The organism is Bifidobacterium sp. C0047B3 (assembly GCF_056590535.1).
The window spans coordinates 1-23,197 of the sequence record NZ_JBWPWH010000007.1; the positions used below are offsets into that span (position 1 = coordinate 1).

17 protein-coding genes are annotated in these 23,197 nt (G+C 40.2%); 6 read left to right on the plus strand and 11 right to left on the minus strand.

Annotated features, from left to right (window positions below; translation table 11 throughout):
- Positions 1-899, plus strand: an 899-nt coding sequence (locus AC1EKT_RS06065) for a hypothetical protein (RefSeq protein WP_481616008.1), incomplete at its 5' end; no start/stop codon positions are given.
- Between the two features lie 568 nt (positions 900-1,467).
- Here the strand turns inward: AC1EKT_RS06065 and AC1EKT_RS06070 are convergent.
- The 6 genes from AC1EKT_RS06070 to AC1EKT_RS06095 form a co-directional block, all read right to left on the minus strand.
- Complete coding sequence (locus AC1EKT_RS06070) at positions 1,468-2,979, minus strand: RNA-binding domain-containing protein (protein WP_415686923.1); 1,512 nt, start codon at positions 2,977-2,979, stop codon at positions 1,468-1,470.
- Between the two features lie 209 nt (positions 2,980-3,188).
- Positions 3,189-5,303: an excinuclease ABC subunit UvrB gene (uvrB, locus tag AC1EKT_RS06075; protein WP_415683520.1), complete on the minus strand. Its 2,115-nt coding sequence runs from the start codon at positions 5,301-5,303 to the stop codon at positions 3,189-3,191.
- 22 nt (positions 5,304-5,325) lie between these two features.
- Entirely contained in the window at positions 5,326-6,060 is a 735-nt protein-coding gene (gene coaE / locus AC1EKT_RS06080) for a dephospho-CoA kinase (protein ID WP_415683518.1), read from the minus strand.
- A 102-nt stretch (positions 6,061-6,162) separates the two neighbouring features.
- Positions 6,163-6,492: a TM2 domain-containing protein gene (locus AC1EKT_RS06085; protein ID WP_415683516.1), complete on the minus strand. Its 330-nt coding sequence runs from the start codon at positions 6,490-6,492 to the stop codon at positions 6,163-6,165.
- A 229-nt stretch (positions 6,493-6,721) separates the two neighbouring features.
- Complete coding sequence (gene rpsA, locus AC1EKT_RS06090) at positions 6,722-8,224, minus strand: 30S ribosomal protein S1 (RefSeq protein WP_415683514.1); 1,503 nt, start codon at positions 8,222-8,224, stop codon at positions 6,722-6,724.
- A 146-nt stretch (positions 8,225-8,370) separates the two neighbouring features.
- Positions 8,371-9,255 carry a bifunctional methylenetetrahydrofolate dehydrogenase/methenyltetrahydrofolate cyclohydrolase gene (locus AC1EKT_RS06095; protein WP_481616009.1) on the minus strand — a complete coding sequence of 295 codons (885 nt, stop codon included), beginning with the start codon at positions 9,253-9,255 and terminating at the stop codon, positions 8,371-8,373.
- A 123-nt stretch (positions 9,256-9,378) separates the two neighbouring features.
- Here AC1EKT_RS06095 and AC1EKT_RS06100 point away from each other — a divergent pair, with 123 nt between their 5' ends.
- Positions 9,379-10,431, plus strand: coding sequence for a metal ABC transporter solute-binding protein, Zn/Mn family (locus tag AC1EKT_RS06100; protein ID WP_415683590.1), 1,053 nt, complete (start codon positions 9,379-9,381; stop codon positions 10,429-10,431).
- A gap of 116 nt (positions 10,432-10,547) precedes the next feature.
- Here AC1EKT_RS06100 and AC1EKT_RS06105 read toward each other — a convergent pair whose 3' ends face one another.
- Positions 10,548-11,144 carry a CarD family transcriptional regulator gene (locus AC1EKT_RS06105; RefSeq protein ID WP_415683589.1) on the minus strand — a complete coding sequence of 199 codons (597 nt, stop codon included), beginning with the start codon at positions 11,142-11,144 and terminating at the stop codon, positions 10,548-10,550.
- 134 nt (positions 11,145-11,278) lie between these two features.
- On the opposite strand from AC1EKT_RS06105, the gene glgB reads away from it, so the two are divergent.
- The 3 genes from glgB (at position 11,279) to AC1EKT_RS06120 (ending at position 15,561) form a co-directional block, all read left to right on the plus strand.
- A complete protein-coding gene (glgB, locus tag AC1EKT_RS06110; RefSeq protein ID WP_415683510.1) occupies positions 11,279-13,552 on the plus strand; it encodes a 1,4-alpha-glucan branching protein GlgB in 2,274 nt (757 codons plus the stop codon).
- 16 nt (positions 13,553-13,568) lie between these two features.
- A complete protein-coding gene (locus AC1EKT_RS06115) occupies positions 13,569-14,321 on the plus strand; it encodes a response regulator transcription factor (RefSeq protein WP_415683509.1) in 753 nt (250 codons plus the stop codon).
- Positions 14,322-14,382: 61 nt separating this feature from the next.
- On the plus strand, positions 14,383-15,561 hold the full coding sequence (locus AC1EKT_RS06120; RefSeq protein ID WP_481616010.1) for a sensor histidine kinase: 1,179 nt from the start codon (positions 14,383-14,385) through the stop codon (positions 15,559-15,561).
- A 4-nt stretch (positions 15,562-15,565) separates the two neighbouring features.
- Here AC1EKT_RS06120 and AC1EKT_RS06125 read toward each other — a convergent pair whose 3' ends face one another.
- On the minus strand, positions 15,566-16,459 hold the full coding sequence (locus AC1EKT_RS06125) for a ComF family protein (protein WP_481616011.1): 894 nt from the start codon (positions 16,457-16,459) through the stop codon (positions 15,566-15,568).
- A gap of 91 nt (positions 16,460-16,550) precedes the next feature.
- A complete protein-coding gene (locus AC1EKT_RS06130; protein ID WP_415683503.1) occupies positions 16,551-17,372 on the minus strand; it encodes an HAD-IIB family hydrolase in 822 nt (273 codons plus the stop codon).
- A 119-nt stretch (positions 17,373-17,491) separates the two neighbouring features.
- Between AC1EKT_RS06130 and AC1EKT_RS06135 the strand changes: the two genes are divergently transcribed.
- Positions 17,492-17,920: a metallopeptidase family protein gene (locus tag AC1EKT_RS06135; RefSeq protein WP_004119868.1), complete on the plus strand. Its 429-nt coding sequence runs from the start codon at positions 17,492-17,494 to the stop codon at positions 17,918-17,920.
- A gap of 76 nt (positions 17,921-17,996) precedes the next feature.
- On the opposite strand, the gene AC1EKT_RS06140 is transcribed toward AC1EKT_RS06135, so the two are convergent.
- Both AC1EKT_RS06140 and AC1EKT_RS06145 read right to left on the minus strand, forming a co-directional pair.
- On the minus strand, positions 17,997-19,583 hold the full coding sequence (locus AC1EKT_RS06140; RefSeq protein ID WP_481616012.1) for a DUF5719 family protein: 1,587 nt from the start codon (positions 19,581-19,583) through the stop codon (positions 17,997-17,999).
- Positions 19,570-22,971 (minus strand): glycosyltransferase family 2 protein, encoded by a 3,402-nt coding sequence (locus AC1EKT_RS06145; protein WP_481616013.1) that lies wholly within the window; start codon positions 22,969-22,971, stop codon positions 19,570-19,572. The genes AC1EKT_RS06140 and AC1EKT_RS06145 overlap by 14 nt, the downstream gene beginning before the upstream one ends.
- Positions 22,972-23,197 lie beyond the last annotated feature (226 nt).

The following is a 23,197-nucleotide window of genomic DNA, read 5'->3' on the forward strand; positions in this document are numbered from 1 at the left end:
ACTGGACTGGTCAAACTCCAGACGGCGTAACCGTTGATAAAACCACTGGTAAAGTCACTATTCCAGCAAACAAAGTCGAAGACGGTAGTACTGTAAAAGCTAAAGATAAGAAGGGTAACAACACTTCCAGCGAAACCACTGGTAAAGCCAAAAACAACCCAACTACTCCAGCAACTACACCAGATGCTCCAACCGTCACGCCTCAAGACAATGGTTCTGTTGACGTAACACCAGCAGACGGTACTGATACTCTGGAAATCACTTATACGCCAGAAGGTGAAACCAACGAGAAGACCTTCACTGTCACGAAAGGCAATGATGGAAACTGGACTGGTCAAACTCCAGACGGCGTAACCGTTGATAAAACCACTGGTAAAGTCACTATTCCAGCAAACAAAGTCGAAGACGGTAGTACTGTAAAAGCTAAAGATAAGAAGGGTAACACCGCTTCCGACGAAACCACTGGTAAAGCCGGAAACAACCCAACTACTCCAGGAACAGGTTCTGGTTCTGGAACAGGTTCCGGTTCTGGATCTGATTCGGGTAATGATTCCACGCCTAACAATGGTGGTTCAGCTAGCGGATCTACTACTGGTGATAGCAGCTCTACAGATTCCGGTGCTCAAAATAGCACCAACGAATCAAGTAGCGCCGACAATGCTAACAACGCTGGTAACGCTGAAACCGGTAATGCTGGCAACAGCAACGCTGGTAACGCATCCACTGGTGCTTCAGGTTCCAACGCATCTAATAAGTCCGGCAACAAGGTTCCTGCAAAGCATTCGTCCCAATTAATAAAGACTGGTGCTGAAGTGGAACGAGTAGGATTGATCAGCGCAATGATTGGTGTACTGGGAGCTGCAGCAGCATTCTTCTCTCGCAAGAAGAATCGCGAGTAAAAAGTTCACCTGCAAAATTAAACAAAAGTAAACTAATAATTGAAAATAATTAGAAAAAGGAGCTGAGCCACAAACCCAGCTCCTTTTTCTATATCACTGCTCACTCACACATACGAACTCTTGTATTGTGATTCAAAACATATCTTATTTAAGAAGAACCATCTTTGAATATATTCAAATAAACGATAATAAAATCAATAAAAACAATTTTTGACAAAACTGCGATATAAAAATTGTTCTTAAACCACATTTCCGAACATAAACAGGTGGTTGCAAGGTGTGTGCACCTTTTAACATTAACATCCTGTGCACTCGACCCTAGAGCGTCGACATGTTTCCTCTATTAGCTTCACTTATTAGCCGCATCCATTTGCCGCAACTCTTTCTTTAGATCGCGTATTTCGTCGCGCAAATCAAAAATATTAAATCAAACGAAAAACTTTTATCAAAAACTATTGCGAACGGAATGTCTGAATTCGACATACTACTAAACAACCTAATATACAATCTGTAGCGTAATAAAACACATTCACACGAATAGGTCTTAGAACTCTTTACACTTTAAAGCTCAAGACTTTTTATGATTATTAATCATAAAATCTTCTGTTTGTCTCAATAATCCTTTCATGCTATAAGCATACTCAGTTGTATTCATTTTTAAGGTATATACAGTAGATCTACCTTTACCTACAAATTCAACAACTTTATCTTCTAATAAACTATTAATAGCCACTCTAAAGTGATAACTATCTATGCAAAGTTCACTTTGGGCATCTCTTTTACTTATAAACATGTTATCAATAAGATAAAGAATTATATTTCTCTTGTCTCCATCATATTTTTCTTCTACAAATTTTTTCAAATCCACTTTCCAAATTCTCAAAAATGTATCATATTGATTTCTCATTACTTCTGGAATTTTCAGATTGTATTTTTCTGATATATCAAATATTCTCGGACCGCCGCTACCGGCTTTCTCAGATATTCCTACTCGTCTCATAATGGAAGACATTGTATGATTTCTAATATCAGACGTTCCGCCATGGACAAATTCATCAACTGTGATACGCATCTTCCCAGGATTCTTAAATTCATAATAGTCAGGATATGCAGTAATAACTATAGGCTTGTTTGAATCATAATATGCATGCATTAGTGAATTTACTAATGCTTCCCTAAGAGATGTCAACAAATCAGATTTGTATGGAACTCTAGTCTTACTGCCTTCTTCTAAAGAAAACTCATCTTTAATTGTTAGATTTAATTTATCCAACACGATTTTAAAGAATTCATATACGTTAATATCTGAATATTCACCATCACCAGAAGATACTCTATCTAACCAGATAGTACTCAAAGATGATTCCTTTTCAAAATAATCTAATTGAAAACCCGGGAATCTATCAGTTATAGAATTATATTTACCAAAGAATAGCAGGCCACCAACTGTTAAAAGATATTTACCATTTCCATGTCTATCTCTTCGCATCGCTCCTATTTCAATAAGCATATCTGTAAAATCTATGTTTTTATATTTTTCATTTCCTGTGCGAAGATATAATTCATTCCTATATTTCAATAATGAATCAAGATTCAAATCATCAATATCATACTTTTCCAACAAATAATTATCTGTTTCTTTTTGAGATCCAACTATTAATGATTTATATTTTTCGTCTGATAATTTTCTATCCCCTTCACCAAGTCTTTCGTATGCTTCACGAGGATTGGCATTTAGATAGACCGGCTTTAACGAATAATGTGCTTCTGGAATTTCCACTATTAAAACATTCAACCCATTATAGATATCAATTTTTACAGAATCATTCGAGATAACATTTGCACTTACTTTCCCAGGATTGTTAACTGTATTAAATAATTCATCCCTAAGCCTATACGGATCCGCAACGCCAGTTACCTTATTGTTTTTCTCATCGAATCCAAAAACTACAATTCCACCATCAGTATTTGCGAATGCTGAATATGTCTCCCAAAATGATTTAGGAAAGCCATTTTCAGCTTTCTTGAATTCTACCCTACTGTCTTCTCTCATATTGAAAATTTCATCTATACTTTTCATCTATAATCCCCCAATACACTCTAATTAACGTTATACAAACTCTTATTTTCCACGCATTTCACAAAATAAAAACACAAATTTCGCACGATTAACTCACGATTAATTATACCAAAAACTCTTATTTTCCACGCATTTCACAAAATAAAAACACAAATTTCGCACGATTAACGCACGATTAACTCACGATTAATCATGCTCACTTATTAGCTTCACTTATTAGCCGCATCCATTTGCCGCAACTCTTTCTTTAGATCACGTATTTCGTCGCGCAAACGCGCTGCAAGCTCAAATTGCAACTGTTCTGCCGCCGTATGCATTTGCTCGCTCAAATTTTTAATTAAAGAAATAATCTCATCTTGTGGCAACGCAGAGATATTCGCCATACGCTTTTCTTTGCTTTTCTGCCCAAGATTCGGCTCTTTTGGCACGCCATAATGCGAGTTCCCAGCCTTATTAGCATTTCTGTAACCGCCCGCTAGCAAAGTTTGCGTATCAACATCCTCTTTAGAAAGCATATCGTTCACATCGCTAATCTTCTTTCGCAAAGGCTTAGGATCAATTCCATGAGCCTTGTTATACGCGATTTGCTTTTCACGGCGGCGCTCTGTCTCACTAATCGCCTTACTCATAGCATCCGTAACAGTATCCGCATACATAAGCACAGTTCCAGAAACGTTACGAGCAGCACGACCAATCGTCTGAATAAGCGAACGGTAAGATCTTAAGAAGCCTTCCTTATCTGCATCCAAAATCGCAACAAGCGAAACCTCCGGCAAATCCAAACCCTCACGAAGCAAATTAATGCCAACAATCACATCAATTTTGCCTTCGCGAAGCTCGCGCAAAAGCTCAACTCTGCGCAAAGTATCAACATCCGAATGCAAGTACTCAACTTTAATACCAAGCTCAAGGAAGTAATCAGTTAAGTCTTCCGCCATTTTCTTCGTAAGCGTAGTAACAAGCACGCGCTCATCTTTTGCTACTCGCGCCTTGATTTCCGCAAGCAAATCGTCAACCTGACCTTCTACAGGGCGAACCTCAATCTTAGGATCAAGCAAACCTGTAGGCCTAATAATCTGTTCAACTACGCCATCTGAAAGCCCAAGCTCGTAATCTCCAGGAGTTGCAGAAAGATACACAGTTTGACCAACATGCTCCAAAAATTCTTTCCACTTTAACGGGCGGTTATCCATTGCAGAAGGAAGCCTAAAACCATGCTCTACAAGCGTTCTTTTGCGCGAAGCATCTCCCTCATACATAGCTCCAATTTGCGGCACTGTTACGTGCGACTCGTCTAAAACTAGCAAAAAGTCGTCTGGGAAAAAGTCAAGCAAAGTATGCGGAGGTGTACCAGCCGCGCGGCCGTCAAAATGCCTAGAATAATTTTCCACTCCAGGGCACACTCCAACCTGTCGCAGCATCTCCAAATCGTACGTAGTTCGCATTTCCAAACGCTGAGCTTCCAGCAATTTATTCTGCTTTTTAAGCTGTGCTACTCTCTCGTCACGCTCTTTTTCAATCGCCTCTAACGCGCGTTCCATGCGCTCAGGACCTGCAATATAGTGAGATGCTGGGAAAATATGAACACTACTCTCCTGTCGAATTACTTCTCCTGTAAGCGGATGCAACATTGTAATTCTGTCGATTTCGTCACCAAAGAACTCAATTCTCACAGCTAATTCTTCGTACACTGGAATAATCTCAACAGTGTCACCGCGCACTCTAAAAGTTCCACGAGTAAACGCAATGTCATTGCGCTTGTATTGCATGCTCACAAATTGACGCAATAAATCGTCTCGCTCAAGCTGCTCGCCAACGCTTAACATAAGCATTCGCTCGGCATACTCCTCTGGAGTACCAAGTCCATAAATGCACGAAACAGTAGCAACAACAACGCAATCACGTCGCGTAAGCAAATTCGCTGTGGCTGCGTGACGAAGACGCTCAACATCATCGTTAATATTCGAGTCTTTTTCAATATACGTGTCTGTTTGTGGAATATACGCTTCCGGCTGATAGTAATCGTAGTAAGACACAAAATAGCTCACAGCATTATCTGGCATAAGTTCACGAAACTCAGCACAAAGCTGAGCTGCCAAAGTTTTATTCGGTTCAATAATAAGTGTCGGTCGTTGCAAACGCTCAATAAGCCAAGCGGTTGTAGCAGTTTTACCAGTTCCCGTAGCACCCATTAAAACAACGTCATTTTCGCCGTTTTCAATGCGATTTGCCAGCTCTTCGATTGCTTGCGGCTGGTCTCCTGAAGGCTTGTATGGCGCTTTTACTACAAAAGGCTTGTTTGTGCGCTGAATTTTATTCGACATGATTTTTTACTTCCCTAGTTTTTTACTTCCCCAGTTTTGCCATTTCGGCGCTTTTATTGCTTATTTCGCACAACCATGATTTCAACGTATCGTCAACACTGTTAAACATAGATTCCATTGGTTTAGTGGAATCAACTACAAAATCTGCCATAGCTTTTCGAACTTTACTTGGAAGTTGACTATTTATGCGCGCCAAAGCCTGATTCTCAGTCATATTTCGCTCGCTTATCATTCGTTTAACGCGAATTTCTTGAGGCGCTTCAACAGTAATAATATGATCAAAACTAAATGGAATGCTGTCGATTACTTGCGCAAGAAGTGGAATATCGTGCACAATAACTGAGCTTATGCTGCTTATCTCATTGCGATTTTCTTTAGCATTGCAATTTTCCTTAGAGATTTTACTAGCATACTCGCTTTCATACTCGCTTTTATATTCGCTTTCTAAAAGCTTTGCGTAATCATAAATAGCAGGATGAATTATAGACTCAATCTTACTTAACGCTTGCTTACGTTCATCACCATCCCCAAAAATACGCTCCGCAATAAACGCACGATTTAAAGAACCATCATTCTTAACAGCATTTTCCCCAAAAATGCCTACTATTTGTTGTAATACTGCGCTTCCCGGTTCTACTACTTTACGCGCTAAAACATCGTAATCAATAACAAACGCGCCACGCGAACGCAAATAGCTTACTACAGTAGATTTTCCGGCTGCAATTCCGCCCGTTACAGCAATCCGCATTATTGTCATACTTTGATTATAAATAATCCTCTTATAAAACTTCAGCAACAACTATAAATAATGCTCCAGTAAATAATTACCAGAGCATTATTATTAAAAGAAAATAAATGGTTAATCTTGTAATTCTGCACCATCAAAATCTTTATGCCACTTAGTTCCAGGCTGTGAGCAAAGAATGCAAATTCCTTCAACACATGACCATATAATCGAAATGCATGCAAGCAAGCCAATAGAGAGAACAGAAATCAACAATTGTGCAATAGCCTTGCCCTTAAAACCAAGGTAGAAATTGTGAATTCCTAAACCGCCTACAAAAATCGCCATAAGACCAGCAGCAAGCTTATGCCGAGAACTTACTAAAGTAGCATTAGTATTCATTGAATTATTTCCATCGTATGAAGGAAACTGAGTATTATTCTGATTGTTATCAAACGTACTCATAATTTTTACCAATCCTTTTAATAACTCAATTAATGATTTAATAAAATCATATAATCTTGCTTTTTAAAAGAAAATTCGTTGTACTCACATTTAATTACAGAATATAAGTTACAAAATCGAATCATTTAGAGCTCAATGTAATAATCGAAATACACAAGATTCGAATACACAAGATGCCCCAATGATTACTCACCAGGGCATCTTGTTCATAAGCTTTTAGTAGATAAAACTACTTCTTTTCGCTCAAAAGCTGTTCGCGCAAAGCTGCGAGCTGATCAGAATCAGCTAAAGCACCTTCACTAGTTGCTTCAGAAGAATAGTTGGAAGCAACTTCTTCCTTCTTTTCTTCCTTAGTTGGCTTCTTTTCAGCTTCTTCGCTCTGACCGTCAGCGGCAGCAGATTCAGCTGCAGCTGCAAGTTCCTTAGCAGCGAAAGCCTTGTGTTCTTCCCAAAGCTCGTGAGCTGCAGCATACTGAGCTTCCCACTCTTCACGCTGCTGCTCGTAACCAGCCATCCACTCGTTAGTGTTTGGATCGAAGCCTTCTGGGTACTTGTAGTTGCCTTCAGCATCGTATTCAGCTGGCATGCCATAGAGAGCTGGATCGAAATCTTCAGAATTTGGATCGACAGCTTCAGTAGCCTGCTTCAAGGAGAGGGAGATGCGACGACGATCGAGATCAACGTCGATAACCTTCACGAATACCTCTTCGCCACCCTTAACAACAGTCTCTGGGTTCTCTACGTGACGGTTTGCAAGCTCAGAAATGTGGACCAAGCCCTCAATGCCATCTTCAACGGAGATGAACACGCCGAACTGAACGATCTTGGTAACCTTGCCCTTAACAACCTGTCCAGGAACATGGGTACGAGCGAAGCGCTGCCATGGATCTTCCTGAGTTGCCTTAAGGGAAAGGGAGATGCGTTCGCGATCGAGATCAACGTCGAGAACCTCAACGGTAACCTTATCGCCAACCTTAACAACTTCAGATGGGTGATCGATATGCTTCCAGGAAAGCTCAGAAACGTGAATGAGACCGTCAACTCCGCCGAGATCAACGAATGCACCGAAGTTTACGATAGAAGACACAACGCCTTCACGAATCTGACCCTTCTTAAGCTGAGAGAGGAAGGTTTCACGAACTTCAGACTGAGTCTCCTCAAGGAACTGACGACGAGAAAGTACAACGTTGTTGCGGTTCTTATCGAGCTCGAGAATCTTAGCCTTGATCTTCTGACCAATGTATGGGGAAAGATCGCGAACGCGACGCATTTCAACCAAGGAAGCTGGCAAGAAGCCACGCAAACCGATGTCTACGATCAAGCCGCCCTTAACAGCCTCAATAACGGTACCTTCAACGATGCCGTCTGCATCCTTAATCTTCTCGATGTCACCCCAAGCGCGCTCATACTGTGCACGCTTCTTGGAGAGAATAAGACGTCCTTCCTTGTCTTCCTTAGTTACAACAAGGGCTTCAATGGTGTCGCCAACCTCGACAACATCATCTGGATCAACGTCTTTTTTGATGGAAAGTTCACGGGAAGGAATTACACCTTCAGTTTTGTAGCCGATGTCCAGCAATACTTCGTCGTGATCAATCTTTACGACTGTACCTTCAACTAAATCACCATCATCAAAATTCTTGATGGTTGAATCGACTGCCTTGATGAAGTCTTCTTCGGTGCCAATATCATTAATCGCAACCTTGGCGACTTCGTTATTATTCTCTGCCATTAGTTATTAGTGGTTTCTTCTTGGGGTGGATATTACTCGATATTTAATTATGTATTTACGTTACGCGCGCATACTATGCACACGCTCTGTCGATTTTATATACAGGCATAGCCAAAACTTACGTTTTACTTCGGGCGTGTCGCATTTTATTTGCAATTAGCTGCTCGCTCAGCCATATCTACAACATTCGCAAGCAACATAGCTCGAGTCATCGGACCTACTCCACCAGGATTTGGAGAATAAGCTCCAGCAATTTCGCGACAAGCTGAATCGACATCACCTTTTACGCGGTATCTACCTGCTTCTTCATCAAAAACACGAGATACGCCAACATCAACAAGAACAGCACCAGGTTTAATATCTTCTGGCTTAACAAAACCAGCACAACCCATTGCTGCAATTATTACATCAGAACGGCGCATAATCTCTTGAACATTTCGAGTATGAGTATGGCATAACGTAACAGTTGCATCTACTCCCCTGCGCGTTAAAAGAAGACCAATAGTACGTCCAACCGTAATGCCACGACCAAGCACACAAACTTCCTTACCAGAAAGTTCAATACCGTATTCATCGAGCAAAGCTAAAATTCCACGCGGCGTACACGGCAAAGGCGTTGTAATATCTCCAGAAATATGAGTAACAAGTTCACCTAAATTATATGGGTGCATTCCGTCGCAATCTTTTTTAGGATCAATTGACGCAATAACTTTTTGAGAATCAATACCTTTTGGCAATGGCAGTTGCACAATAAATCCAGTACAGAGAGGGTCATTATTCAATTTCTGTACAGCAGCAAGAATTTCATCTTCACTAGCATCTTCTGGTAAATCGCAACGAATAGAATTAATCCCCACTTCTTCGCAATCGCTATGCTTACCAGCAACATACTTTAACGAACCAGGATCGCTACCTACAAGTAACGTACCCAGACCAGGATTAATACCTTTTTCATGCAAAACAGCAACACGCGTTGCCAAATCTTTTTTAATTTTACTAGCTAAAGCTTTACCGTCTAACACAATAGCCATAAAAAATTTTCCTCCCAACTCGCACAATTCGTAAGGATAGGCTATCGTGAAGTATAGAAGATATGGGTCGACTAACAATTTTGTGTGCGCCGACGCACCATTATCACGGGAGGAGTCACAGTGATGCGTACCGTTCTTTGTGCAGTAAAGAAGTTTGGAAAAACTGCCATAACATGCCTTATTGCTTCTGCAGTAATACTTGGATTTGCAGCTTGTGGAAAAACAGAAGAAAAACCAAAAGAAAAACCAAAAGCTGCAGCAAATATTTCTGTTGTATCCACTGTTGACACCTGGGGTAGCTTAGCTAAAGAGATCGGTGGCTCTGATGTCAAAGTTGAATCAGTTATGACTGGCTCAGACACAGACATATCGTCATTCAAGCCTAGCTCAAAAGATTTAAAGAACATGCAGAATGCGCAAGTATTGATTACAAATGGTGCAGGCTACGATGATTGGGCAAGCAAAGTACACCCAGCTAAAGCGGAAGTACTTAGTGCAGCAGGTACTGTAGGAGCACTTAAAGGAGACAATCCATATCTCTGGTTCTCTCATGATGCTAGGGATGCAATGGCATCTGCTATGGCTGATACTTTCTCTAAAGTTTTGCCATCAAAAAAGCAAGCTTTTTCTAAGCGACTAGCTCAATGGCAAGAAAAGGAAAAGAAATTAACCACCTACTTAAGCGATTTCTCTAAAGAAAATAGCAACGCAAAGTATGCTTCTACATCCCCTATTCTTTTCTGGCTAATGTCTGATACCAATTTGAAAGATAGTTCGCCTAAAGAATATGCTGACGCAGTAAATAACAATAACGAACCAGAACATTCAAGTGTTGAGGAGTTTCAGAAGCTTATTGAAAGCCGCAAAATCGATGTGTTGATTAGCGATAGTCAACAAGGAAGCGATGTTTTGAACTTGCTAAATGGAATTGCAGGACGAAGCTACACGTCTACAGTGCAAGTAAGCGAACTTATGCCAAAATACGCAGACCAGCTTGATAAATGGATTATGAAGATTTGTGACGACCTACATAATGCTGTAAAAACAACAAAGGATATGCGTAAAGACATTGATGAAAAAGAGCCTCAAAAAAAGCCAATCACTGAGAAGCCACATGTAGCAAAGAATACCGATCCTAAAAATTCTAACCAAGGTCAGCAAGATCCAGGTAAGTAAATTTAGGTGAATCTGTTAAAATAAAAATCCTTGCATTTTGTAAGTGCAAGGATTTTTTATTACCTGTTTTAAGAAAGAGCAATTTTAATAACAAGCAAAAGCAAATTTATTGCAAATCATTTTTTCTTAGATTTCTTGCTACGCTCTTCTAACAGCGCTAAAGTTCGCGATGCAGGCTCTTCTGGAGCTACAGTATGGTGATCTTCATCGCCTTCTTGAGGCGCCTTATATCCAAGATTCACATCTAAAAGTCGCTCCGCCTCAATCTCATCAATCTTTTCAGACAAAGCAATTTCGGAAATTAAAATACTGCGAGCGCGAGCAAGCATTCGCTTTTCTCCTGCAGATAAACCATGTTCATCAACATCTCGCTGAGATAAATCACGAACTACTTCAGCAATATTGTTAACATCGCCAGTAGCAATCTTCTCTACATTAAGCTTGTAGCGTCTAGACCAATTCATCTCTTTTTCAACTATTGGAGTACGCAAAATCTCAAAAACTTTTGCAACTTCTTGCGCTCCAACAATGTCTCGCACGCCAACTTTTTTAACATTATCGACAGGTACGTTAATTTCCAAACCATCAGACGATAACACTACCAATCGTAAATATTGACGAGTTACACCTTTTACGGTGCGCTCACTAATTTCTTCAACACGAGCCGCACCATGACGAGGATAGACGACCATATCGCCGACTTGATATTCCACAGAACCCTCCGTATGCACAGAAAAACTCATAACAGTTTCCCATAAGGTCACGACTTGAAAAAATTTTCATATTTTTTTCACAATAGCGCGAAACACACGCGACTTACAGCAATAAAGCATGTATGATAGTCACCATGAGTACAGTTACTAACATCAATGAAGATGCAGTCGCAGTCCCAGTCCGACAGGACGTATTAGCTGCGGTGAGCAATGCAGAATATTACAATCCACATGAGGTTCTTGGAGGTCACCTTGGAACTGGCAAAGGTGCCGACACTGTAACCATCCGCGTATTGCGCCCTATGGCAAAGAAAGTTGTTATTCTTACTAAGAACGGTGAATACGAAGCTAAACACGAATATAACGGCATTTTTACAGCTGTTATTCCTGCCGTAAAGCACACAAAAACAAAGTCTTGGTCTGTTCCTAGTTATCGTGTTTACACTGTGGAAATAGACGGCTCTGAATCCACAGATGACGATCCTTACCGTTATTTGCCTCAAGTCGGCGAACTTGACATGTACTTGTTTGGAGAAGGTCGTCATGAACGTCTTTGGGAAGCATTAGGCGCACACGTCAAAACGATAACAGATTCATGGGGACTTATATCTCCTGAAACTGGAAAGATGGTAAAGAAAGTTACTGGTACTGCTTTCTCAGTGTGGGCACCAAATGCTCGTGCAGTACGCGTAGTTGGTAACTTTAATTACTGGAATGGTCGTCGCCACGCTATGCGCTCACTCGGCTCTTCTGGCATTTGGGAACTTTTTATTCCAGGAGTTACAGCAGGAGAAGTATACAAGTACGAAATTCTTACGCAATCTGGCAATTGGATTATGAAAGCCGATCCAATGGAGCGCTCTCATGAAGTTCCACCAAACACAGGATCTGTTGTTGTTGATTCTGAGTTTAAGTGGCACGATACCGATTGGATGGATAAGCGCGCAAAAACAGATGCTCACAATGGTCCAATAAGCATTTACGAAGTACAAGCTAACAGCTGGAATCGCGATTTGGGTAATTATCGCGAACTTGCTGATCATTTAGTTGATTATGTGCAAAGAGAAGGCTTTACTCACGTCGAGTTTATGCCGTTGACACAATATCCATTCTCTGGATCTTGGGGATATCAAGTAACAGGTTACTATGCAGTAGATTCTCGCCTTGGCTCCCCTGATGACTTTAAGTACTTGGTGGATAAACTCCACAAAGCAGGCATTGGCGTCATTATGGATTGGGTTCCAGCTCACTTCCCTAAGGATGACTTTGCACTTGGTCGTTTTGATGGCACAGCGTTGTATGAGGATCCTGATCCTATGCGAGGCGAGCATCCTGATTGGGGTACTTACATCTTCAACTTTGGTCGTCATGAAGTTCGTAACTTCTTGGTTGCTAATGCTTGCTTCTGGCTTGATGAATACCATGTTGACGCGTTGCGCGTTGATGCAGTATCCTCAATGCTTTACTTGGATTACAGCCGTGAAGCAGGACAGTGGAGACCAAACATCTACGGCGGACGCGAAAATCTTGAAGCAATTGACTTTATTAAGGAAGCAAACGCAACTGCATACAAGAATAATCCTGGCATCATGATGATTGCTGAGGAGTCCACTGCTTACCAAGGCGTAACTGCACCAACCGATATGGGTGGCTTAGGATTCGGCTTGAAGTGGAATATGGGCTGGATGCACGACACTTTGCAATACCTTAAAGAGGAGCCAATTAATCGTCGTTGGCATCATAACGAAATTACATTCTCAATGGTTTATGCATACTCTGAGCATTATGTGTTGCCATTAAGCCACGATGAAGTTGTGTACGGTAAGGGTTCGTTACTTGGAAAGATGCCAGGCGACGAATGGCAACAGTTCGCAGGATTACGCGCATTGCTTGCATACCAGTGGTCTCATCCAGGCAAGAACCTTCTGTTCATGGGTGGAGAAATTGGACAGTCTAGCGAATGGAACTTCAATACTTCGCTTAACTGGAATGAGCTGCAATGGCCGTTCCATCAAGGCGTGCAAAAGCTTGTTGCAGATTTGAATACTCTGTATAAGAGCTCTCGCGCATTCTGGAGTCAAGACTTTACTCCTGATGGTTTCCAGTGGCTTACAAGCGACGATTCCGATCACAATACTTTAAGCTACATTCGTATTGGCGACGACGGAGAAGAAATCGTTGTAGTAGTAAACTTCTCAGGTCAAGCATGGCAAGACTATCAGGTTGCGTTACCAAAAGGCGGACAGTGGGAAGAGATACTCACAACTGATGATGCAAAGTATTGCGGATCTAATATTCACAACGGCACATTCACTGCTGCTGCTGAAGAGTATCATTCTCGACCATACTCTGCAAGAATCACTGTTCCAGCGTTAGGTGCGGTATTCTTGAAGCCAGTACAACACTGAAAGGTCTTTTTAAAATATGCTAAACGCTCCATCAGCTAGCGTAAATGCTCGTACAATTCTCGTTGTTGAGGATGAGCCAGATCTTGCTACAGCAATTGCACAACGCATTACTGCACAAGGCTGGAGAGCAAGAGTCGCTGCAGATGGAGCGTCTGCTGTTAGAGCTGCTGAACAACTAAAACCCGATCTAATAATTATGGATATTATGCTTCCTATTATGGATGGGATTGAAGCAACTCGACGAATTATCTCCAAAATGCCCGTTCCTATCCTCATGTTAACAGCGCGCGATGCAGAAGCAGATAAAATTGTTGGCTTAAGCGCAGGCGCAGATGATTACATGACTAAACCATTTTCGCCACGTGAGTTAATTGCTCGTTGCGCAGCATTGTTGAGACGCGTAGAACGCGCAGCGCAAATAGCAAAAACAATGGAACATGAACGCACAATTAATTTTGGATCGCTTATTATTAGACCTCGCCAAAGACTTGTAACTCTAAACGACGAAGAGGTACATTTTACTCCAACTGAGTTTGACTTGCTCGCTACTCTAGCTCGTCATCCTCATACTGTATTTAAGCGTGAAAAGTTACTTGAAGAGGTGTGGGATTGGCCAGATGCTTCTGGAACTCGCACAGTAGATTCACACATTAAGTCTTTGAGGCATAAAATTGGATCGGAATGGATTCGTACTGTACACGGAATAGGATACGCATTCGAGCCACCTATTAGTGATTACGACAAAGTTCTACAATCACAGGTTTCATAAATAATTACTACTTTTATAAATAGTAAATAATTACAACACTTTAGCTTCGGAAAATTCGTAAATGGTATTAAAAAATAAAATAGATAATGCTAATTCTGAGCAATATAAAAATACTAAACAACGTAATTTGTTAAATAAAAACTCAAATGCTCAACTTAAGAATAAGCCAAAAATGCGATTTACAAATTCTTCTGTAAAACATAATTATCCAAATCGACCTGTCGGATTTTTTTCATCTCTAAAAATTGAACTTTCGGCAATTATTGTTTTTGCAACAGCAATTGCTTTCGTAATGGCATGGTTTTTACTTAAAACTGGTCTAAATGGCTGGATTGCAATGCCATTAACACTTATTGTTGCTCTGGGAATTACATACATTTTTTCTAGAGGACTTACAGCACCACTTCGTCAAATGAAAAATGCTGCAGAAGCTATGTCTGATGGCGACTATTCTGTGCGAGTTGCTGTAGAAAATCGTCGTGACGAAGTAGGTAAATTAACTCTTGCATTTAATGAAATGGCAGAAGAACTTGAACATGCAGATCAAATGCGTAGAGAGCTTATAGCAAACGTAAGCCACGAACTGCGCACTCCTGTTTCTGCTTTACAAGCGATGCTTGAAAATCTTGCAGACGGAGTTGTTGATCCTACTCCATCTAATATGGAAGCTATATTAAACCAAACTCATAGACTTGCTGATCTTATTACTTTCCTTCTTGATTTATCTAGAGTTGAAGCAGGTGCTGAAAGCCTTAATATAACTTCATTTAATTTCACAGACTTTATTGACGAAATTATCGAGCCACTAGAAATAGCAGATTCAGGTCACAATCATAATATTGAAGTTCAAATTAATGATGAGATTGAATTAACAGGAGATCAAGCTCGCCTTTCGCAACTTTTTACTAATATTATTTCTAACGCTCTAAAACATTCAGATGATGGAACTCGTGTTCTTATAAGTGCTCATATTAACCACAGCCAAAACTCTGTAATATGTAATGTTGTGAATTTTGGAGAACAAATTCCTCAAGAGGATCGTGCAGATATTTTCAGAAGATTTGTTAAAGGAAATCAGCGAATCGGCACAGAATCAGGAGGAACAGGATTGGGATTGTCAATTGCTCGTTGGGCTGCACAATTGCACCATGGAACTGTAAAAGTAGTAGACGATAAGCGTGGTCCAAACTTTGAAGTTGCGCTTCCGCTAAACTATAGAAATACAATAGAAATACAATAGAAAACTAACATTCGTAGTCTGCTGTACGATCATCCTTATTGCATACACACGCTAAAGAAAAGCATGCCAAAACAGTAATTCCACTACTCTGTAGAGTCGAAACGCAGCTATTCATAGTTGAGCCAGTAGTTACAATATCATCCAATACGATAGCTTTGTACTCGCGTTGATTTTCAAACTTTTGCTTTCTCAATTCTTTGAAATCGACACTAAACGCCTTAGAAATTCTGTTAGACCTTCCGCGAAAACCGGAAGTTTGCACTGATTTCGCAGTAATCCTAGCATCCATACTTACAATATCTAAAACGTATGCCCTAATGCCACTATTACACAATCGTTTAGCAACACAATTTGCAATAGGCAGCATATGCTTACGACCACGATGTCTCGATGCATATTTAGACGACGGGACTGGTATAACAAATATAGGATTTTCACTTATATAACAAGAAGGCGAGCGCAAAAATTTAGATATAACTTCTACTACTAAATCGCCAATAAGCTCACCAAATATTTTGTCACATGCAATATCGAAATGATCCTTCCACAATAATATTGCGCGGCGAACAACCGTAGAATACGAACCACACGCGTAGCGATATCCACATACTGTTCTGGCAAATGGTGCGCTTTTCCAGCATTGCAACGCTTTCTTGCAATTTTCACACAATATATAATCTGGAGTATCGCATCCTGCACATGCGCGAGGCAAAAATAAATTAAATAAAGCAATCGCTACATTATTCCAACTAGCAAAACGCCAATTTACAGAATCAACATACATGTTTTCGTATGCACCACAAGGTACAGATGCGTGACATGCTAATCCCCCATTAGATGTCACGCTTCTATACTTCTTTTTGTTTTGGTGGTTTATAACCTTGCGTCTCCCAACCATAATGACAGCATATGCGATAGCTTATTAGCTATGCAAATAAAAAATGTTATTGTGGATAAAAGGTATCTTAAAATGAAAAATTAATAAAATTCTATATTTTTAAAATATTAAGTACCTTATTACAAAGTTCTAAAGTATCCGAAGGATTACTTACTTTAACAACTAAAGCTCCTGTAAAGGCAGTAGGATAATCGTTTCCTCCAGGATACATACGATCGCCAATAAAAGTAATTTTTTCAATATTAAAATCACAATATTTAGATAACATTCGCAAAGCTTGAGCTTTATCGTCACCGCGCCTGTATATATCGACGCTAGTATCTCCTCCAGCGCGTACAGCAAAATTAGGTAAAGCTTGAGAAATACTTTGTGCAAGTTGAGCTTTCAAACAACCGCTAGGATCCCAAGTTTTTTTATATTCAATAGGAGCTAGTTGCCCTAGTGCCGAAAAAGTAATTTGACTACCGCGGTTCTCTATCTGCTCTCCCCACAGCATTGGATCGCCAGGTTCTTTCCACACGCCCATATTTTTTGCACAGTTGCGTATTGCATCAATAACGCATTGCGCTTGCTCAAAATCGATACTATGCTCATAAACACATTGCAATGACATGTCGTTATTCACACGATAATAACTAGTTCCATTAGTCGGCATTATGTGAATATTTTTAAGATTAGTGCCAGTTGCTAGCATATCTAAAATTTGCTTCTTAACTAACTCTAGGCAGCCACCTGTTATTACAGCAACAGGAATTATATTAATCAGCTTACTTAATGATTCAGCCATCGATTTAAGCATAGGTTTTTTAGAACATGCCAGTGTATTATCTAAATCAAAAGCAATAAGAGACGATTTAGCAATGCTCAAGTCAAGATTAAACTCATTCCAATCATGCACTATTGGTTTGAGCATTACAAATCCTCCTGACTTTTAAAACCATACATACAGTATTCTATAGTGTGAGCGTATTTCACACACCGCATATTAATTATTTACATATTATTGCCCTAGCCTTCTCGTAAAGTGGAAGCATGACAGGTCTAATTTGGGAAGAACGTCACTATAGAAATAGGCATGGTAGAGGCCTTAGGGCACCAATATTTGGCACTCGCCTACCACAATATAGAACTGCTAGTGGAATGTTCGATGCCATGGTAGCAGCTCAAATTAGACGTCTTAACAGCGCTTGGAGAGCATTAACTAAAGATGTTCAATTCGCGGTAGAAGATGTGCCGCCTTCGCAACCACTGTTATGGGAGCAAAACCGCAGAATACTTTCGCAAGCTTTTCCAGCTAGCCGTGGTATGCAATCTAGAATTGTATTGTATAGGCTTCCGCTATGCACTCATGTAAGCAGCAGAAGTGAACTTCAATATGCTATCAGAGATGAGCTTGTGCAACGCTTAGCAGAACTATACGGTCGCAGGCCAGAAGAAATTGATCCAGATTGGGGTCTGTAAACAATTTTTAAATTAATTAAAATTATTAAGTATTTTAATTAATTCATAGTCGCTTATAGCAATATTTTTATTCGTATTATTGCACAATGCTATTGTCAGTTTTAACATATACATTCATTTCTTGCGGCTGCAAAGATTGCGCAGAAAGCCAAGAAATACCTGCTATACCAGCCTTATCGATTTCATCTTTATGAATACGGGCAGACAAAGAAACTTTGCTATGCGATTTCGCAATAAACATAACTGCATCGTGCGAAATTTCTGAAACAGGAATTCTTAAAGATGCATTCGCAGGAATCGTTACGTTTTTTGTAACAGTTAATACACCATTTAAATCAAATCCTTGCAAACGCACAGAACTATCTTTATCGCTTGAAGAAGAAAGGTATAGAGCTGTTTCATTAGCAGAAACAGGTGAAACAATTGCGCCACTACCCTGCACGTTAGATGGTGTAATAAAAGCTACATCTGATTGATTATCTTTGCCATCTTTAGTAATAGACATCATTACTTGAGTAGGAACATCTCCACTTACGCTCAAAGCATTAACATGCTCTGGAACTTTTCCAAGATCGACAACCTGCAAATGGTGCGCTTTTAACGTCAAATCCTTTACTTCTTTAGAACCTGTATCATTCATCCATGAAAGTGTTACATTACCATCTTTACTTGGCCATACATATAACTTAGATTGATCGCCTTCACTAATACCTGAAAGAATATTTGTGTTAGATTGAGTGCTTAATTCATGAACAATATCTACACCTTTTACAGATAAGCCACTCATATGAACGACTTTTACAAATGATGCTATAGGTGTCTGCTCGCTTTCAACTTGCACGTATAATCCAGAAGTCTTAGGAGAAGCAGCAGCAAGATCAAAATATGCATGAGAACGAGCAGGAACAGTAAAAGCACTTCCTGTAGAAAGATTTAATTGATTGTTGCCATGTTCTGCAGACCAAGCTTTAACACGAACAACAGTAGATTTTGAAGCAGCATTAAATGCTTCTAAACGAATAGAAATTCCATCAGCAGATTCTGGAACTAGGAATGTCTGTTTCATAGATGGCATTGAACATGTAGTTGCAGATAAACCTTTTACGTCACCTTTAGTAGCCCATGAAACCATGGAAGCAGATATTCCAGTGCCAGATCCAACTCGTGACAAATGTCCTTCTAGAACTTGAGCGTCGTGATTTACATTATTGTTAGCAATAAAAGCTGACGTATCATCATCAGTTGATTTTGAATTCAACGTAATAGATTGATCATTGCTATCGCGCATGTTACGCAAGCTAGAACTATACACATCCCCAAAAGCACCATAACGAGCAGAAGATTGTAAATCGCCTTCTGATTCGTTATATTCGCTATCACCATATTGAGTCAAATCTGGAAGAGACAATCGAATAGGGCAAATAGTTTGCAAACGAGTAGAACCAACACTACTTACAACGCCACTAGATGGAGTATTAGGATTATCTACAAGTTGAGGCATCGGTAGGCATAATGCAACAACACATGCAGAAGCAATGAGTATTATTGCACTAAAGATAGCAAGTGAGACAATAGTAACTATTTTGTTCTTGCGATTAATATCTACATCTGCATTTACTTCACCATGCTTAGAGCCCTCATGAGGATTTTTATGCCAGCTCATCTAATTCCTCCTCATGTCTGTCATCTGAACGCTCTATCATTGCATGTCTGCCAAATCGAGGCACAGCAACAATACAGTACAGCAGTAATACCATAGAAGAAACAATAATCCAAGGAACTCTCCACGCAAGAGGCCTAGATCGATAATACGGAGATGTAGAAGACAACGACTTAGAATCAGGCACACCATCAAATCTGCAATAAGTTCCTTGCGGTGATGAAACAACCAATTGTGTACCGTCAGAAGCGTTAACGTGTGCAATTAATTGTTCAGTAGCTTCTTTGTTAACATTACTTACAGTTTGTACAGAAGGATGTAACAATTGTTGTATTGACATAGAAGTTTTATGAGGAACCTTCTTATCTTCCGGACTATTAACGATATAAATACCGCCAATTCCAAGTTGCTTTAACGTTGAAATTGCGCCATTATCTGCATGAGATAACAATTGTGCTGATGCGCGATATATTGCTTTATTGCTTGACGAATCGCCAAACATTACTTGTCTAACACGAAGAGCTGGAGATTCGTCTATTGCATCTCCCTTAGATGTTCGCATAATAGAAATTGACAAATCATGACTACTTTGAGCTCTTAAAGCAAGTATCCGTCGAGTATCGTCTTTTCGCAAATAATCAGAAACAACCATAGGAAGCTCATTGTTATTTGCGCAAATAGATGTAGCCGGTCCGCTCAATACAGCAAAAAGACCCAAAAGAACAGCCATAGTCAACATACCACTTGCAAGACCAGCGCGCGCTATGCGAATTATGTGCTGCAACAATCGTGCAGCAGAGCGGCGCATTGCAGCACGCCTATCTGCACGAGTTTTATAGTTTTCAAAAGTTTTAGATTCAGATTCCTTCGAAGCACGTAGTGGCTCAAAGCGACGAACAGCTTGACCAGCAACCATGCACATACAAGATAAAATGCCAACAGCAGATAATGCAACTCCAGGCAAAACGCTTGCAGCAACGGGTCCTGAAACATCGGATGCAACTACAATACGAGCAGAAACAAGAGATAGCAACATTCCGGAAATAATCACAACCCACATCATTCGAGAAACTCGCAAAGCAAAAGGCAAAGTTAATGACGCAACAGCCATAACAACAGCTAGAATTGCAAAAATTACCATTATTATTGTTCTCAAGCTCATCAATGGCATATTAATTTCAACATTAGGAGAAGCCATATTAAAAGCGTGCAACAAAACATCAGCGTAATCACTTACGCGTGGAGCACCTTGTACACTTCTAAACGGCAGAGCCATACTAGAGAACAATTGACGCCACATTCCAGATTCGCCATATCTAATAGCACTTCCTATTGTAGGTAGCAAAACAATTATCGATGGTATAGGCATAAGCGCAAACATAATACGATGAGAGCGCACCATAATAAACGATGCAATAAAAATAACAATAAGAGGCAAAACAAGCTGCGGTTCTGCAGCTACTGGAACCATAAAGCATAATGCTGCGCATGCTGCACATTGAGTGGATTTAACAGGACGCACAGGATCTTCTGTTACGTACATTCCAACTGCATGGAATGCAAAAGCAAATGCCGCAGGCAAAAATGTCATAGTCATTAACATTGGCAAATCACCGCGCGCAAACAAGCCAAAAGCAATAGCAATCATAGTCCAGCAAATACCAGCGCATACACGTACAGTATCCGAGCGCGTAAATACGCCAGCAAGAGCCCAAAAACTTAAACACATAGCTGGAGCAGCTAAGAAGAACATTAGCGTAACAGCCAACAACGGGTTAGCACCAACTACAGTTGATGCAATCGCCCAAATACTTAGCCATGGTGCTGGAGGAATTGCAGGTCCAAAACCATCATCAGGAACCCATGCGCCAATAGCAGAGTTCCATAACTGATTGAAATCTGCGCCCGTTGGTAACCATTGCTGCGCGTTCCAAGAAGCGCCACTTAAAATTTCACGCCATGGAGAACCATATAAATTCAATATGACTGCAAAAAGAAGAAGAGCCGCAAGAATAACAGCACTCCACCTACGCAACACTCGAATATGCAAATGGCGTTTTGCGAGAGGGCTTAACAGCACTAAATGCTGTTGAGCTTGGAAAGCAGAACTACGATCACGCCAACGTGCAACTTGATGACGATCTGCGATAAGAGGAACAAGTCGCTTTAATGGAACACGCGTATTCCTTGCAACCCTTCTGCGAGCAAAAATAGCTCTAGGCAATTGCATAATAGCAAGCCATGGCAAAAGCAAACGAATCCATGCTATATAAGGATGTTTAGCAAAAAGAGAGTGCAAAGCACCAACTAAACAAGCAGGCAAACTAAGAATCCATATGAGAGGCCACAAAAAAACACTAATATCAGTGTATTTGTAACGCTGCTTAGCCACGAGAGAAGAGGCTACACCATACTTAGATCCTGAATTATTATGATTTCTAGCATCACCGTTACGAGTACGTATACCTTCTAACCTTGCACGCCTGTGTGCGATACGAGCTGAAGGAACTACAACAACACGACCTCCAGATAGACATACTCTACGACAAAAATCTCTTGATTCACCAAAAGTTGTCATCCATGGTTGTGTACCGCGTAAAGTCTGCCATGCAGTTAGCGTAACTAAAGCACCTGCCAACGATACTGCGTATACATCTCCACGACCGTCATACTGTTCTTGATCTGGCTCGCCGTCAACTGTAAGAGTATGAACACCGTGGCGCCAAGCATACATTCCAACGTTGTGCAAGATATTTCCTTGCCAATCAACTTGTTTAGCTCCCAGTACTGATGCAGTCGGAGTATTGCGCCAAGTTTCGCGCAAATATTCTAAGCAATGAGAGTCTGCAGGACGAGAATCATCATGCAAAAGCCATAATGCAGAAACTCCTGCACAAGGCAAAATCTTACGCAAAGACTTTTCTATTGCATCTCCAAAAGAATGAGCAGAAGAAATAGGAATAATAATTATACGTACAGATTTATTTTCACTATTGTTTACACGAGTATTATTTACGCTATTAGTATTTGGTTTATATTTTGAATCGTTGTCAATTTCATTATTGGAATCGATATTGTTAGCATTCTGCAGTAATGATTTTCTAGTATTAATTTCTCCCGTAAGCATAGATGAATTAATTTTTACTTGTAAATTCGTTTGCATAGTCTGCTTTACTCGACTAGCACAATCGACTATTACTAAAGTTCCAGGAAGAATTGATTGACTTAGTACTGCATGTAACGTATCAGCATAAAAACGAGTGTCTCGCTCCACACACATCATTGCCATAATAGACGAATCTACATCATGAGGATGCGCATCTTTTGCGGATGAAAGCACCTGTAAAACTTCGTCTTCAAATGTAAGATTATGAGCGGTTATCGAATCCATACTTACCAGTTTACGCAGGGGGTATGTATCCGCCAAAACACAAGTCGTAATTTTAAATAAATTTATACATATTTTATTAATATTTTTGCTCATATTAGTCAGCACATTACATATAAATTTAATTAGAATATTTGCGTAAACTTATTAAAATTTTCATTAAAAAATCAAATAACATTCAACACAACCGAACGCAATAAATCTCATTGCCGTGTGCTATAATTGCGCG

What these genes read in the sequence shown, in the direction of transcription:
- AC1EKT_RS06070 (WP_415686923.1), bottom strand. Translation starts at nt 2,979, where the DNA reads ATGAAAAGTATAGATGAAATTTTCAATATGAGAGAAGACAGTAGGGTA.
- uvrB (WP_415683520.1), bottom strand. Translation starts at nt 5,303, where the DNA reads ATGTCGAATAAAATTCAGCGCACAAACAAGCCTTTTGTAGTAAAAGCG.
- coaE (WP_415683518.1), bottom strand. Translation starts at nt 6,060, where the DNA reads ATGACAATAATGCGGATTGCTGTAACGGGCGGAATTGCAGCCGGAAAA.
- AC1EKT_RS06085 (WP_415683516.1), bottom strand. Translation starts at nt 6,492, where the DNA reads ATGAGTACGTTTGATAACAATCAGAATAATACTCAGTTTCCTTCATAC.
- rpsA (WP_415683514.1), bottom strand. Translation starts at nt 8,224, where the DNA reads ATGGCAGAGAATAATAACGAAGTCGCCAAGGTTGCGATTAATGATATT.
- AC1EKT_RS06095 (WP_481616009.1), bottom strand. Translation starts at nt 9,255, where the DNA reads ATGGCTATTGTGTTAGACGGTAAAGCTTTAGCTAGTAAAATTAAAAAA.
- AC1EKT_RS06100 (WP_415683590.1), top strand. Translation starts at nt 9,379, where the DNA reads ATGCGTACCGTTCTTTGTGCAGTAAAGAAGTTTGGAAAAACTGCCATA.
- glgB (WP_415683510.1), top strand. Translation starts at nt 11,279, where the DNA reads ATGAGTACAGTTACTAACATCAATGAAGATGCAGTCGCAGTCCCAGTC.
- AC1EKT_RS06115 (WP_415683509.1), top strand. Translation starts at nt 13,569, where the DNA reads ATGCTAAACGCTCCATCAGCTAGCGTAAATGCTCGTACAATTCTCGTT.
- AC1EKT_RS06120 (WP_481616010.1), top strand. Translation starts at nt 14,383, where the DNA reads ATGGTATTAAAAAATAAAATAGATAATGCTAATTCTGAGCAATATAAA.
- AC1EKT_RS06125 (WP_481616011.1), bottom strand. Translation starts at nt 16,459, where the DNA reads ATGGTTGGGAGACGCAAGGTTATAAACCACCAAAACAAAAAGAAGTAT.
- AC1EKT_RS06130 (WP_415683503.1), bottom strand. Translation starts at nt 17,372, where the DNA reads ATGCTCAAACCAATAGTGCATGATTGGAATGAGTTTAATCTTGACTTG.
- AC1EKT_RS06135 (WP_004119868.1), top strand. Translation starts at nt 17,492, where the DNA reads ATGACAGGTCTAATTTGGGAAGAACGTCACTATAGAAATAGGCATGGT.
- AC1EKT_RS06140 (WP_481616012.1), bottom strand. Translation starts at nt 19,583, where the DNA reads ATGAGCTGGCATAAAAATCCTCATGAGGGCTCTAAGCATGGTGAAGTA.
- AC1EKT_RS06145 (WP_481616013.1), bottom strand. Translation starts at nt 22,971, where the DNA reads ATGGATTCGATAACCGCTCATAATCTTACATTTGAAGACGAAGTTTTA.